The following is a 17,331-nucleotide window of genomic DNA, read 5'->3' on the forward strand; positions in this document are numbered from 1 at the left end:
CGAAGTTATGGATAATTTGATGAAAAGAATAGAATCTCTTTCTCCAGAAAAAAGAAAGCTATTTGAGACGATGCTAAAAGAAAAAGGAAAAGATGTTTCAAAATATACGCCAAATGCCTTTTCTGGAATACCTTCTGCCAGAGAGCAGGAATTTTACCCTATGTCATCTGCCCAGAAAAGGCTGTATATACTAAACGAGCTTGAAGGAGCAGGTACTGCATATAACATGCCAGGCGTCGTACTGCTGGAAGGAAACATTGATGCAGTACGCTTCGAACAGGCATTCAAGGAGCTAGTAAAAAGACATGAGGCTCTGCGCACATCATTTCATATGGTTGAGGGTGAACCAGTACAAAAGGTTCATGATTACGTGGATTTCAGTATTACGTACCTGGAACTGGATGAAGAAAAAGCAGCAGAAATAGTCAAAGAATTCATAACGCCCTTTGATCTTAGCCAAGTTCCATTACTGAGAGTAGGACTTGTAAAAACGAACGAAGACAGGCGTGTTATGATGTTTGACATGCACCACATAGTATCAGATGGTATATCAGTCAATATACTTATGAGTGAGTTTTTGGATTTGTACCAAGGGAAGACCCTTTTGCCACTACGGATACAGTACAAGGATTTTTCTGTATGGCAGAAGGAGATGTTTGCCGGAGACTCAATAAAGAAGCAGGAAGAATACTGGCTCCAGACATTTAAGGGTGATATACCGGTACTGGATATGCCTACTGACTATCCAAGACCGGCGGTACAAAGTTTTGAAGGAGATGCTGTAAGCTTTGAAATAAACCCTGAACTTTCAGTCAAACTAAATAAGCTTGCAACAGATAATGGAGCTACCTTATACATGGTACTGATGGCTGCATATAACGTACTCCTGTCCAGATACACTGGACAGGAAGACATCATAGTTGGAAGTCCTGTAGCCGGAAGGCCCCATGCTGACCTGCAGGGTATCATTGGTATGTTTATAAATACCTTGGCCATAAGGAACTATCCTGAGGGAGAAAAGACCTTCGTCCAATTCTTGCAGGAAGTAAGGGAAAATGCGTTTTTGGCTTTTGAAAATCAGAACTACCAGTTTGAAGAACTTGTAGAAAAACTTAATCTCATGAGGGACATGAGCAGGAATCCTCTTTTTGACACTATGTTTGCACTGCGCACTTCAAACAAGACAGAATTTGCAGCATCGGGTATAAACTTCAAACAATACAACAACTGGCTGGAAGGCAGAAAGGCAAAATTTGACCTTATGCTTGAAGTGGTAGAGGGTCAAGAAGGTATAACATTTAACCTTGAATATTGTACCAGGCTGTTTAAGAAGGAGACAATAAAAAGGTTTGGAACCCATTACATTTCCGTTCTTGAAGAGATAACGGCATGCCCTGAAAAAAGGTTGTGGGAAATTGATGTACTGTTACAGGAAGAAAAACAGCAAATCCTATATACCTTTAACGCTACAGAGGCACAGTATCCTAAAAACAAGACTATCCATCAGCTTTTTGAAGAGCAGGCAGAGAAGAACCCTGATCATGTAGCTGTGGTATTTGAGGGTAAAAAGCTTACATATAGTGAACTCAATAAAAAATCAAATGGGTTGGCCCATGTATTAAGGGCTAAAGGAGTCAAACCGGACAGTATCGTAGGTATTCTGGCAGAACGCTCACTTGAGATGATAGTAGCAATCCTAGGGGTATTAAAAGCAGGAGGGGCATATCTTCCCATAGATCCAGATTATCCTGAGGAAAGAATAAGTCATATGCTGGAAGACAGCCGGGCAGTGATCCTGTTGACCCAATCACATTTTATAGACAAATATACATCAATAGGTACAGTAATAAATTTAGAAGATGAGCAGGAATATTCAGATGAACAATATAACTTATCGGAGGTAAATAAACCTTCCGATCTAGCTTACTTAATATATACCTCAGGCTCTACAGGTAAACCCAAAGGGGCAATGATAGAGCATAGAAACATAGTAAGGCTGTTATTTAACAGTAAAATGCAGTTTGATTTTAACGAAAATGATGTATGGACTATGTTTCATTCTATGAGTTTCGATTTTTCCGTATGGGAGATGTACGGGGCGTTGTTATATGGGGGCAGATTGGTGGTAGTTCCTAAAATGACAGCACGCAGCAATGTAGAGTATCTGAGACTTCTAAGGAATGAGAAGGTGACCGTATTAAATCAGACACCTTCAGCCTTCTATAATATAGCCAATGAAGAAGTATCATATGAAGAAAAAGAACTTAAGATAAGATATGTCATATTCGGAGGGGAAGCATTAAAGCCTGCATTGTTGAAGGAATGGAGAAAGAAGTACCCGCGGACTAGACTCATCAATATGTATGGAATAACCGAGACAACAGTGCATGTCACATATAAAGAGATAGAAGAGGAAGAAATTAGATCTAATGTGAGCAGCATAGGAAGGCCTATACCAACACTTACAACATATGTAATGGATAAGAACATGAAAGTTGTTCCCATTGGAGTAGCCGGAGAGCTTTGTGTAGGAGGAGACGGAGTTTGCAGAGGATATCTTGGAAGACCGGAGCTTACAAAGGAAAAGTTCGTTCAAAATCCGTACAAGCCGGAAGAGAGGTTATATAGATCTGGAGACCTGGTCCGGTTATTATCTGATGGAGAAATGGAATACCTGGGTAGAATAGACCACCAGGTAAAGATAAGAGGCTTTAGGATAGAGCTTGGTGAAATAGAAGCACAACTGCTAAAGCATCCTTCAATTGAGGAATCTTTGGTGATTGCAAAGGAAGACCATCAGGGCAGTAAATACCTGTGTGCATATATAGCGGGAGAAAATGAGCTGACAATATCAGAACTAAGGGAGCATCTCTTAAAAGAACTGCCCGAATACATGGTACCATCATACTTTGTGCAGCTTGAAAAAATGCCATTGACAGCTAATGGCAAGATAGACAGGAAGGCATTGCCTGAACCCGAAGGTAATATAAATACGGGAATAGAGTATGAAGCGCCTATAGGCGAATTTGAAGAGAAGCTTGCACTGATTTGGCAAGACATCCTTGGAATTAAGAAGATAGGAAGAAATGACAACTTCTTTATGTTAGGTGGACACTCTTTAAAGGCTACAAGCCTTGTAGCGAGAATTCACAAAGAGTTCAATATAGACATGCCTCTTAAGGAAATATTTAAGGCTCCAATTATAGCGGAAATAGCAAGGTATATGAAGGAAGCAAAGGAGAGTATATATCAATCCATCCAAACTGCTAAAGAGATGGAATACTACCCTATGTCATCAGCCCAAAGAAGGCTGTATATATTAAATCAGTTTGAAGGAGCAGGGACAGCATACAATATGCCAGGCAGCTTGCTGGTTGAAGGCAGTATTGATCTGGAGCTTTTTCAGAAGACCTTCCAACAGCTTATAAATAGGCATGAGACCCTTCGAACATCTTTCCATTTCATAGAGGGTGAACCCGTCCAGAAGATCAATGATCCTGTGGGTTTTAGTGTAGTGTATCTAGAATCTTACGAAGAAAAAGTGGGGGAAATCGTAAAAGAATTTATAAAGCCGTTTGATCTTGGAATTGCTCCGCTGCTAAGAGTAGGCCTTGTGAAAACGGGAAAAGACAAGCATGTCATGATGTTTGACATGCACCATATCATATCTGACGGTACGTCCATGGATATACTGGTACATGAGTTCATGGATATGTATGGAGGAAATAACCCTTCTTCCCTCCGTATACAGTACAAGGACTATTCTGTTTGGCAGAAGGAACTATTTGCTGGGGACAAAATAAAGAAGCAGGAGGAATACTGGCTCCAGGAATTTAATGGAGAAATTCCTGTGCTGAATATGCCAGTAGATTACCAAAGGCCTGCGGTTCAAAGCTTTGACGGAGGTTTTATCCGTTTTGAAGCAGGCAGTGAGCTTACGGGAAAACTTATTAAGCTTGCAAGGGATAATGGGGCTACTCTTTACATGACATTGCTTGCTTCATACAACATACTGCTGTCTAAGTATACGGGGCAGGAAGATATTATAGTGGGAAGCCCTATAGCTGGAAGACCTCATACAGATTTACAAGACATAATAGGTATGTTTGTAAATACTTTAGCCATGAGGAACTATCCCCAGGGAGAAAAGACCTTTGCTGAGTTTCTAAAGGAAGTAAGGGAAAACTCTATAAGGGCTTATGAAAATCAGGACTACCAGTTTGAAGAACTGGTGGAAAAGCTTAATGTAAAGAGGGATATGAGCAGGAATCCTCTTTTTGATACTATGTTTGTATTGCAAAATACCGGCTCATCAGAATTGAAGATAGATAGGCTTAAGTTTATACCCTATACAAATGAATTTAGAATATCCAAATTTGACTTGACATTAAATGCTCGGGAAACCCAGGAAGGTATTGCATTTGATTTGGAATATGCCACAAGGCTGTTCAAGAAAGAGACTGTAGAAAGGTTTGCAGCCCATTACCTTAATGTTCTGGAAGAGATAACGGTTTATCCTGGAAAAAGGTTGTCAGAAATTGATATGCTTTCACAGGAAGAAAAGCAGAAAATACTATATGACTTTAACGATACAAAGGTCCGGTATCCTAAGGATAAGACTATACATCAACTGTTTGAAGAGCAGGTAGAAAAGACACCCAATAATATTGCTGTAGTGTTTGAAGATAAACAGCTGACTTATAAGGAAGTAAACGAAAAGGCAAACCAACTGGCCAGAAAATTAAGAGAAAAGGGAATAAAACCTGATAGTGTAGTGGGAATTATGGTAGAACGTTCCCCGGAAATGATCATAGGGATCATGGCTGTCCTAAAAGCTGGGGGGGCTTATTTACCCATAGCTCCTGAATACCCTGAAGACAGGATCCAGTTTATGCTTGATGACAGTGGCAGCCAAATTATTCTGATACAGGATAAATTTATAAATGCTAAAGGTAGTTACAGAAATGCTGAATTTATTAGCATAGAAAATCAGGAACTATTTACTGGGGATGTATCAAATCCAAAGTTAATTAGTAAACCTGAAAACTTGGCTTATGTAATATATACATCCGGTTCTACCGGCAAACCCAAAGGGGTAATGATAGAGAACTACTCCGTAATCAACCGGATCAACTGGATGCAGAAGCAATACCCGATAGCTGAAGGTGATGTGATCCTGCAGAAAACTCCCTATACCTTTGACGTATCGGTATGGGAATTATTGTGGTGGAGCTTTACTGGGGCCAAAGTCTGCCTGCTGATACCGGGAGGAGAAAAAAATCCGGAAGAAATCGTGAAGGCAATCGAAAAAAATAAAGTTACCACAATGCACTTTGTACCATCCATGTTGAGTGTATTTTTAGAGTATGTAGAGGAAAAGGGGATAATAGAGGAAATAGCAAGCTTAAAGCAGGTATTTGCCAGTGGAGAAGCACTGAACCTGAAGCAAGTAGAAAAGTTCAACAAGCTGCTGTACAAAGAAAAAGGAACAAGCCTGCATAACCTGTACGGACCAACAGAAGCAACAGTAGATGTATCCTACTTTGGCTGCTCCACGGAAGAAGAATTGGAGCTTGTACCAATAGGAAAGCCCATAGATAACATTAAGTTATATGTTGTGAGTAAGGAAAAGGGCCTGCAGCCGATAGGAGTAGCGGGAGAACTATGTATAGCAGGGGATGGACTGGCAAGAGGGTACTTGAACAGACCGGAACTTACAGAAGAAAAATTCGCAGCAAACCCATTCGCACCGGGTGAAAGGATGTACAGGACAGGTGACCTGGCAAGGTGGCTGCCTGACGGCAACCTAGAATATCTGGGCAGGATCGACCATCAGGTAAAGATAAGAGGCTACAGGATAGAACTGGGTGAAATAGAGAACCGGTTATTAAAGCATGAAGCAATAAAAGAAGCGGTGGTATTGGACAAAGAAGGAGCTGACGGAAATAAGTATCTTTGTGGATACGTCGTACCGGATCAAGAAATAACCGTACAGGGGATGAGGGAACACTTGTCAAAAGAGCTCCCGGACTACATGATCCCTTCCTACTTTGTGCGGATGGAAAAGCTGCCATTGACCCCTAATGGAAAAATAGACAGGAAAGCATTGCCTGTGCTCGATAGCAATGTTAATACCGGCGTAGAATACGTAGTACCTTCGGGAGAAATAGAGGAGAAACTTGCGCTGTTGTGGCGGGATATCCTTGGAATAGAGAAGGTAGGAAGAAATGATAACTTTTTTATGCTTGGGGGACACTCGTTAAAGGCAACAAGCCTTGTAGCAAGAATTCACAAAGAGTTCAATGTAGACATACCTCTTAAGGAAATATTCAAGACACCAACCATCTTAGAAATTGCCAGATATATTAAAGACTCAAAGGAGAGCCTATATCAGTCAATCCAACCGGCAGGAGAAATGGAATACTACCCTATGTCATCTGCACAAAGAAGGCTGTATATACTAAACCAGCTTGAAGGGGCAGGGACAGCATACAACATGCCTGGTATTATGCTGCTGGAAGGAAGCATTGATACAGCGCGTTTCCAGGAAGTCTTCAGGCAGTTGGTAAAAAGGCATGAGACTCTTAGAACATCGTTCCACATGATCGATGGTAACCCGGTCCAGAAGGTTCATGACCATGTGGAATTCAGCGTGATGTACTTTGAAACTAACGAAGAAAAAGCCGCAGAGTATGCTGGGGAATTTGCCAGACCTTTTGATCTTGGCAAGGCTCCTCTGCTAAGGGTAGAGCTTGTAAAAACGGGAGAAGACAGGCATCTTATGATGTTTGATATGCATCACATTATATCCGATGGTGTCTCCATGGACATACTGATTCGTGAGTTTATGGATCTTTATGAAGGAAACAACCCTCCAGCACTTCGGATACAGTACAAGGACTACGCTGTATGGCAGAATAAACTGTTTGATGAGGGCGGAATTAGCAGCCAGGAGGAATACTGGCTCCAAGCATTCCAGGGAGAAATACCTGTACTGAATATGCCGCTAGACTATCCAAGGCCTGTAATACAAAGCTTTGAAGGGGATTTTTTTAGCTTTGAAGCAGGCAGTGAGCTTACGAATAAATTAAACAAGCTTGCAAGGGATAATGGGGCTACGCTTTACATGACACTGCTCGCGGCATACAACATATTGCTGTCTAAGCACACCGGACAGGAAGACATAATCGTTGGAAGCCCTATAGCCGGAAGGCCACATTCAGACCTGCAGGATATCCTTGGTATGTTTGTAAATACCTTGGCTATGAGAAATTACCCCAAGGGAGATAGTACCTTTGTAGAATTCTTGAATGAAGTAAGAGAAAACGCTCTAAGGGCTTATGACAATCAGGATTACCAATTTGAAGAACTGGTTGAGAAGCTTAACTTGAAGAGGGACATGAGCAGAAACCCACTGTTTGATACTATGTTTACCATGCAAAATGCCTCTAAGGTAGAATTTGCAGTACCTGGTATAAGCTTCAGACCTTTTAATAACGGGCTAGAGTATAGAATATCAAAATTTGACCTATCCATTGATGCAATAGAGCGTGAAGATGGTATGGCTTTTAGCTTTGAATATTGTACTCGGCTTTTCAAAAAAGAGACTATAAAAAGGTTGGCGGCTCATTACCTTAACGTGTTGGAAGAGATAACCGCAAATCCGTTTAAAAGGTTGTCGGAAATAAATATGTTGTCCCAGGAGGAAAAACAGCAAATAATCTATGGCTTCAATGATACAAAAGTAGAATATCCTAAGGATAAGACCATACAAGAGCTATTTGAAGAACAAGTGGAAAAGACGCCTGATAACATAGCAGTAGTATTTGAAGATAAATACTTGACTTACGGAGAACTTAATGAAAAGGCCAATCAACTGGCTTGGATCTTAAGGGACAAGGGATTAAAACCTGACAGTGTAGTAGCTATAATGGTAGACCGGTCCATAGAAATGATAATAGGTGTAATTGCTGTATTTAAAGCAGGAGGCGCGTATTTACCCATAGACACCGAATATCCTGAAGAACGAATCAGATATATGATCGATGACAGCTTGGCTGGAATTATTCTTACGCAAGAACATCATAAAGAAAAAATTAAATTTGATCTTGATATTATAAGCTTTGATGACTGTGTGAATTACAACGGGAGAACAGAAAATCTTCCTGTCATTAATAAATCTTGTAATTTAGCATATGTCATTTATACATCAGGAACCACAGGAAAGCCAAAGGGGATCATGATAGAGCATAGAAGTCTTGTCAACATATCTTACGCATGGAAAAAGGAATATAGGCTTGCGGATATGGATGTAAAGCTGTTGCAAATCGCAAGTTTTTCTTTTGATGTATTTGTGGGAGATGTTTCGAGAACGCTGCTCAACGGAGGCCAAATGGTTATTTGTTCATCCGAGGAGAGATACGATCCTGCACGATTATATTCACTTATTAAAACCCATAAAATAACCATCTTTGAATCCACACCGGCACTGATTATTCCTCTTATGGATTATATCCATGATAATGCTTTGATTATTGATAGCCTCAAGTTGCTTATACTTGGATCAGATACTCTCTCTGTGGAAGATTATGAAAGATTACAATCCTGGTATGGAGAGAAACTGCGGGTTGTTAATAGCTATGGGGTTACTGAGTCCACCATAGATTCCAGTTATTACGAAAAGAGACTGGGAAGCTATTTGGAATCCGGGAGTGTACCTATCGGAAAGCCAATGCAAAATATAAAATACTACGTTGTTGACAAACACTTGAGACCTCAGCCTACAGGGGTTTTGGGTGAGTTGTGCATAGGGGGAGAAGGGCTTGCAAGGGGATATCTAAACCGGTCCGAACTGACAGCTGAAAAATTTGTACCTAACCCGTTTATACCAGGGGAAAGGATGTATCGTACAGGGGATCTGGCCAGATGGCTGTCTGATGGGAATATGGAATTTTTAGGAAGAGTAGATCATCAGGTAAAGATAAGGGGATTTAGAATAGAGCTGGGGGAAATAGAAGCACAACTGCTAAAGCACGTTTCAATAAAGGAAGCAGTGGTTATTGCAAGGGAAGATCAGAAGGGAAACAAGTATCTGTGTGCCTATGTGGCAGGGGAAAATGAATTAACAATAGCAGAACTAAGGGGACATCTCTTAAAGGACCTTCCAGACTATATGATACCATCCTATTTTATGCAGTTAAAAAAGCTGCCGCTGACTCCCAATGGCAAAATAGATAGGAAGGCATTGCCCGAACCTGACGGCAATATCGATGCTGGAATAGAGTATGTCGCACCCTTGGGTGAAGTGGAGGAGAAACTTGCGGGGTTGTGGCAGGATATCCTTAGTATAGAGAAAGTGGGAAGAAACGACAATTTCTTTGAGCTGGGGGGACATTCCTTAAGGGCAGCAAATCTTATTGCCAGGATTCACAAAGAGTTCAATGTAAACATACCGCTTAAAGAAATATTTAAGAGCCCAAATATGTCTGAAGTTGCCGAGTGCATCAAGATTGCAAAGGAGAGTGTATTTCATTCTATTGGGCCGGCTGGGGAGATGGAGTACTATCCAATTTCATCCGCCCAGAAAAGGCTGTATATTCTAAACCAGCTTGACGCAGTTGGGATGGCATACAACATGCCTGGTATTATGCTAATTGAAGGCAAACTCGATAAACTGCGCTTTGAACAGGCTTTTAGGGAGCTTGTTGACAGACATGAGTCTTTCCGTACCTCATTCCATATGATAGATGGTAAACCGGTACAAAAGGTCCATAGCAATGTGGATTTTAGTGTTATGTATATGGAAATCGATGAGGAAAGAGCTGCGAAAATAGCCAGTGAATTTATTAGGACCTTTGACCTTGATGAGGCTCCTTTACTTAGGGTTGGGCTTATAAAAGTTGGAGAAGACAGATATATTATGATGTTTGATAAGCACCATATTATATCTGACGGGGTGTCTGACGACATACTGGTAAGAGAATTTATGAGCCTGTATGAAGGTAAGGAACTTCCGGAACTTAAGATTCAGTACAAGGATTTTTCCGTATGGCAGAACAGGCTGTTTGCTGATGGGACAATTAGTAAGCAGGAAGAATACTGGCTCCAAGTATTCAAAGGAGAAATTCCTTTGCTTAATATGCCGCTAGACTACCCTAGGCCAGCTATACAGAGTTTTGAGGGAGATGTGATCAGTTTCAAAGCAGGCAAGGAGCTTGCTGTTAAACTGAACAAACTTGCAGTGAATAATGGTGCCACGCTCTACATGGTACTTTTAGCTTCATACAATGTCCTTTTATCCAAGTACACCGGACAGGAAGATATTATAGTTGGAAGTCCCGTTGCAGGAAGGCCGCATACTGATCTTCAGGACGTTATTGGTATGTTTGTAAACACGCTAGCCATGAGGAATCACCCTCAAGGTGGAAAGACTTTTGTGGACTTCCTTAATGAAGTAAGAGAAAACTCCTTAAGGGCTTACGAAAACCAAGATTACCAATTTGAAGAACTGGTAGATAAGCTTAACCTGGAAAGGGATCTGGGTAGAAATCCACTTTTCGATACTATGTTTGTACTGCAAAATATCGAGGCATCAGAAGTGAAGATGGATGGGCTAAGGTTTATGCCCTATGACAGTGAAGTAAGAATATCCAAGTTTGACTTGACTTTAAACGCTGAGGAAACAGAGGACGGTATTGCATTTGAATTGGAGTATGCTACCAGGTTGTTTAAGAAAGAGTCAGTTATAAGGCTTATTGCCCATTACCTTAATGTATTGGAAGAGGCAGCAGCCTTTCCTGAAAAAAGGCTATTAGAAATTGATATGCTGTCACAAGACGAAAAACATCAAATATTATATGAATTTAATAATACAAAAGCAGGATACCCTCGGGAAAAGACCATCCATCAGATTTTTGAGGAACAGGTGGAACGGACACCCAATAATATTGCTGTAGTGTTTGAAGATAAACAGCTGACTTATAGGGAGCTAAACGAAAAGGCAAACCAACTGGCCAGAAAATTAAGAGAAAAGGGAATAAAACCTGATAGTGTAGTGGGAATTATGGTAGAACGTTCCCCGGAAATGATCATAGGGATCATGGCTGTCCTAAAAGCTGGGGGGGCTTATTTACCCATAGCTCCTGAATACCCTGAAGACAGGATCCAGTTTATGCTTGATGACAGTGGCAGCCAAATTATTCTGATACAGGATAAATTTATAAATGCTAAAGGTAGTTACAGAAATGCTGAATTTATTAGCATAGAAAATCAGGAACTATTTACTGGGGATGTATCAAATCCAAAGTTAATTAGTAAACCTGAAAACTTGGCTTATGTAATATATACATCCGGTTCTACCGGCAAACCCAAAGGGGTAATGATAGAGAACTACTCCGTAATCAACCGGATCAACTGGATGCAGAAGCAATACCCGATAGCTGAAGGTGATGTGATCCTGCAGAAAACTCCCTATACCTTTGACGTATCGGTATGGGAATTATTGTGGTGGAGCTTTACTGGGGCCAAAGTCTGCCTGCTGATACCGGGAGGAGAAAAAAATCCGGAAGAAATCGTGAAGGCAATCGAAAAAAATAAAGTTACCACAATGCACTTTGTACCATCCATGTTGAGTGTATTTTTAGAGTATGTAGAGGAAAAGGGGATAATAGAGGAAATAGCAAGCTTAAAGCAGGTATTTGCCAGTGGAGAAGCACTGAACCTGAAGCAAGTAGAAAAGTTCAACAAGCTGCTGTACAAAGAAAAAGGAACAAGCCTGCATAACCTGTACGGACCAACAGAAGCAACAGTAGATGTATCCTACTTTGGCTGCTCTACGGAAGAAGAATTGGAGCTTGTACCAATAGGAAAGCCCATAGATAACATTAAGTTATATGTTGTGAGTAAGGAAAAGGGCCTGCAGCCGATAGGAGTAGCGGGAGAACTATGTATAGCAGGGGATGGACTGGCAAGAGGGTACTTGAACAGACCGGAACTTACAGAAGAAAAATTCGCAGCAAACCCATTCGCACCGGGTGAAAGGATGTACAGGACAGGTGACCTGGCAAGGTGGCTGCCTGACGGCAACCTAGAATACCTGGGCAGGATCGACCATCAGGTAAAGATAAGAGGCTACAGGATAGAACTGGGTGAAATAGAGAACCGGTTATTAAAGCATGAAACAATAAAAGAAGCAGTGGTATTGGACAAAGAAGGAGCTGACGGAAATAAGTATCTTTGTGCGTACGTCGTACCGGATCAAGAAATAACCGTACAGGGGATGAGGGAACACTTGTCAAAAGAGCTCCCGGACTACATGATCCCTTCTTACTTTATGCAGATGGAAAAGCTGCCATTGACCCCTAATGGAAAAATAGACAGGAAAGCATTGCCCGAGCCTGACGGAAGTATGAGTACGGGAACAGAATATGTAGCGCCGCGGAATGAAGTGGAAGAGAAACTGGTTGAAATATGGCAGGAAGTGCTTGGAGCAAAACAGGTAGGAATAAGGGACAACTTCTTTAAAATAGGCGGAGATTCTATACGTGCAATATCATTAGTCAGCACAATATGCAAAAAGTTGGATATAAACATCCAAATCAGGGATATATACATGAATCCTGATATTGAGAGATTGTCTGCATTCTTAAAAGTAAAAGATACGGAAGCTTTTAACAGTAAGATGGGTAAAGCAAGGGAAGAACTGGAGTTATTTAAACAGCGAATATTGATGAATGAAACTCTCTCAGAAAAGTTACCTTCGGACATGGAAGATATATATCCGATGAGTCACATAGAGCTGGGTATGATTTATCATTCCAAAAAAGACTATGAAAATGCAGTTTATCATGACCAATTTGCATTTCATCTGAATGACAAAGACTTTGATTTCCCAGCATTTAAAGAAGCGATGCTTCTAATGACGTCAAAACATGATATTTTAAGGACGGTTTTTAATTTAGAGGATTTTGAAACTCCTGTGCAAATTGTTTACAAGGGCAGTAGTCTTGATATTGAGCAGATAGATATCATGAATTTTAGCAGGACAGGGCAGGTTGAGTATATAAACAAATATTTGGAAAATGACAGAGCGAATCCGTTTGATATATCAAAGCCCCTTTGGAGGATAAGAATATTCAAACTTGACGCAAACCATATTTGTCTGGTTCTGATATTCCACCATGCTATCCTGGATGGCTGGAGTGTTGCTTCATTGATTACGGAAGTTTCAAACCTATACTCTAAGCTTAAGCAAGAAAAAGATTATATACCAACACGGCTTAAATGCAGCTATAAAGATTATATAGCAGACCAAATGACAATTAAGGACAACCAGGAAGTAATTAATTATTGGAGAGAGGAATTAAGTGAATATAAAAGGTTGAATATGCCTGCAAATATTCATGGAAAAACAAAAAAATCTTATAAAGTAGACCATGTAACACGTCATTTAAGTCAGGAATTTTTAGGTGATTTAAGAAGTACTGCCAGAAGATATGATGTAAGCTTAAAGACACTTTGCTTTGCTGCATACACTTATATGCTCAATATGCTTTCATACGAGGATGACTTTGTCGTAGGTTTGGTAGAAAATAACAGACCTGTATGCGAAGATGGAGATAAGATGCTGGGGTGCTTCTTAAATACGGTTCCCGTCAAAATGTGTTTTGATAAAATCGATATATGGGAGGAATTGATAAAAGTTGCAGAAAAGAAATTAATAAACTTAAAGCTTTATGGAAGACTGCCTTTATTTGAGATCATAAATATCCTGGGCGGAAAAGAAAACAAAGAGGAAAATCCTTTATTTGATACCATATTCAATTATGTGGATTTTCATATATATAACGAGATAATAAACAAAGAAATCGGTGATGTTAAAGATAGAATTTCAGTTGATGAATATGAAGCAACCAATACAAGTCTTGACTTTACAGTAAGTAATACATTCGATGATCTTAATATAAGCTTGATCTACTCGGACAAAGTATTGGAAAGAAAACAGGCAGAAGAGTGTATAGACTATTTTATTAATATTTTAAATATGTTTATCCATAACCCCAAAGGGTCAGTTGACAAGCTTATTATATTAAGTCATGAAGAAAGAAAGCAGTTGCTGATAGACTTTAATGATACTAAGAAAGACTATCCGCAGGACAAAACCATACATGAGCTGTTTGCTGAGCAGGTGGAAAGGACACCTGACAACATAGCTGTGGTATATGAAGACAAGCACTTGACTTACAGGGAATTGAACGGAAAGGCAAATCATTTGGCCAGAGTATTGAGGAACAAAGGGGTAAAGCCTGACCGTATTGTAGGAATTATGGCCGAACGTTCATTTGAGATGATTGTGGGGATATTTGCCATATTGAAAGCTGGAGGGGCGTATCTGCCGATAGATCCTAATTATCCTGATACAAGGATAAAGTATTTGTTGGACGATAGTGGTTCCCAGATCCTTTTGACCTCCAGGACCTTTATGGAAAATAAGCAGATTGATGCGGATATTATATATCTGGAGGAAGAATATTTAAATGAAGAGAACTCAAAGCTTGAAAATGTAAACAAACCCTCGGACCTTGCGTACGTCATTTATACATCAGGTTCGACAGGGAAGCCCAAAGGTGGAATGATTGAGCATACTAGCGTTGTAAACATAATTACAGCCCTCCAGGCCATGTATCCGCTTAAAGCGGAAGACGCTTTTCTATTTAAAACAACTTATACCTTTGACGTATCCGTAGCTGAGATATTTGGCTGGTTCCTCAACGGAGGAAAGCTTGTAATATCACGCCAAGGTGTGGAAAAGGAAGCTATGGAGTTAGTAGAGGTAATAAACAAGCATAAGATAACCCATGTAAACTTTGTACCATCAATGCTGAATATAATGGTACAAACTTTAAAAGATAATGGTATAAAACTGCCATCAACTCTCAGGTATATTTTTGCTGCTGGAGAAGCGCTGCCCAAAAAGCTTGTCCATGAGCTTTTCGATGTCTCAGAGAACACATCTCTGGAAAATATCTATGGGCCTACAGAGTCCACGATATATGCAGCGGGTTACAGTATAACAAAGAAAATAGCAGAAGAACTTATAACAGTACCTATAGGGAAAGCTTTACAGAATGTATACCTTTATATACTGGACAAGCACAACCAATTAACTCCTGTAGGAGTGGCCGGTGAACTTGTGATAGGTGGAAGCGGTCTTGCAAGGGGCTATTTGAATAGACCTGAACTGACAGCAGAAAAATTTGTACCTAACCCGTTTATTCCCGGCGAAAAAGTGTACCGCACAGGGGACTTAGTAAGGCGGCTTCCTGATGGGAACATCGAATTCATGGGCAGGATCGACCACCAGGTAAAGATAAGAGGCTTTAGAATAGAGCTTGGAGAAATTGAAGCACATCTGGTGAAGCACACTGCTATTAAGGAAGCAGTGGTTATTGCAAAGGAAGAGCAGCAAGGGAAGAAGTACCTGTGTGCATATATTGTAGGGGAAAATGAATTGACCATTTCCGAGCTAAGGGAGCATCTCTTAAACGAACTACCTGACTACATGGTACCAGCATATTTCATGCAGCTGGAACAGCTGCCATTTAATGCCAACGGTAAAATTGATCGGAAAGCATTGCCTGAACCACAGGGGAATATTAATACCGGAGTAGAGCATGTAGTTCCTAGAAACGAAAGAGAAGAAATACTGGCCAAAGTATGGGAAGACGTACTAAAAACTGAAAACATCGGGGTAAAAGATAATTTCTTCAGCCTTGGAGGAGACTCAATAAAAGCCATACAGGTAATGTCGCGTCTTAACGTCCATGGGCTAAAGCTCGAAATGCGGGACTTATTCAAACATCCTGTAATTGAGGAACTCGTCGAATATATACAATCTACAAGCCGAAGAATTCATCAAGGCCCGGTAGAAGGCATAGTACCGATAACACCTATACAAAGATGGTTGTATAAACAAGACAGCAAGGATATCCATCATTTTAATCAGGAAATAATGATATATGGGCGTAACGGATTTGAAGAAGCTATTATTCGAAAAGTATTGTCAAAGCTTGTAGAGCACCACGATATTTTTAGAACAGTGGTAAAAATAGAGGATCAAAATATACTCCAATACAACAAAAACCTTGAAGGTGAACATTTTTCATTGGAAATTGTAGACCTTAGGGACAGCTATAATTACCGGGAAAAAATAGAGCTGGAAGCGTCGAGGATTCAGAGGAGCATGGACTTGTATAACGGTCCTTTAGTTAAGGTTGGTCTGTTTAAGACTAAAGAAGGGGACCACCTGCTAATAGCTATTCACCACCTTGTAGTTGATGGGGTATCGTGGAGAATCATACTGGAAGATTTGGACATAGGATACAGACAGGCGCTAAACAATGATGAAATAAAATTCAGCAACAAGACCGACTCTTTCAAAGATTGGGCACAGAGGCTTGATGAGTATGCCAATAGCCCTGAACTATTAAAAGAAATAAATTACTGGACCAATTTGGAAAAAACTGAAACAATACCGCTTCCAAAAGACCGAGAGATTGAAGAAAGAAGGTATATGAATAACAATAGCGTCAAGATCGAGCTGAGTATTGAAGAGACTGAGAAGATGCTAAAGCGGGTAAACCATGCTTATAACACAGAAGTAAACGACATATTGCTTACCGCCTTGGGATTAGCAGTGAGGGAATGGACCGGAAATGATAAGGTTCTGATCAGTCTGGAGGGGCACGGCAGGGAGGAAATCATTAAAGACATTGACATAAGCAGGACCGTGGGATGGTTCACCACCCAGTATCCCGTGGTGTTAGATGTCAGCGGACAACTCGATATTTCCCGCATGATCAAATCGGTAAAAGAAAACATCAGGCAGATACCTAACAAAGGGATAGGTTACGGCATACTAAAATATCTTACCTTGCCGGAAAACAAAGCCGATTTAAATTTTAATCTAAACCCTGAAATAAGCTTCAATTACCTCGGTCAATTCAACCAGGATAATGTAGACAATTTATTTGGAGTGTCTGATATTCCTGTCGGAGAGTCTACAGGACCAAACTATAAAAGTGAGTATTGTATTGATATTAACGGCGGAACTGTAGAAGGCGGGAAGCTGGAATTAAACTTTAGCTACAACCAGGGCGAGTATGAGAAGAGTACTATTGAAGGGGTAGCGGTGAGTTTTAAAAAGCATTTAGTAAACATAATAACCCATTGTGCAGAAATGGACTATTCAGAAGCTACACTCAGTGATTTTACAGTAGACGATCTGAATATGGATGAGTTTGAAGACGTATTGAATAACTTCGAATAAAAAGA

1 protein-coding gene is annotated in these 17,331 nt (G+C 40.4%); it reads left to right on the top strand.

What is annotated here, in order from left to right; genetic code table 11:
* The first annotated feature begins 7 nt into the window (after positions 1 to 7).
* On the top strand, positions 8 to 17,326 hold the full coding sequence (locus MHH57_RS12680) for a non-ribosomal peptide synthase/polyketide synthase (protein WP_342434168.1): 17,319 nt from the start codon (positions 8 to 10) through the stop codon (positions 17,324 to 17,326).
* Positions 17,327 to 17,331 lie beyond the last annotated feature (5 nt).

It is taken from the genome of Paenibacillus sp. FSL H7-0442 (assembly GCF_038593105.1).
GTDB lineage: Bacteria > Bacillota > Bacilli > Paenibacillales > Paenibacillaceae > Paenibacillus > Paenibacillus polymyxa_D.

Bases quoted from the DNA above. Each gene is read 5' to 3' on its own strand.
- MHH57_RS12680 (WP_342434168.1), top strand. From the start codon at position 8: ATGGATAATTTGATGAAAAGAATAGAATCTCTTTCTCCAGAAAAAAGA.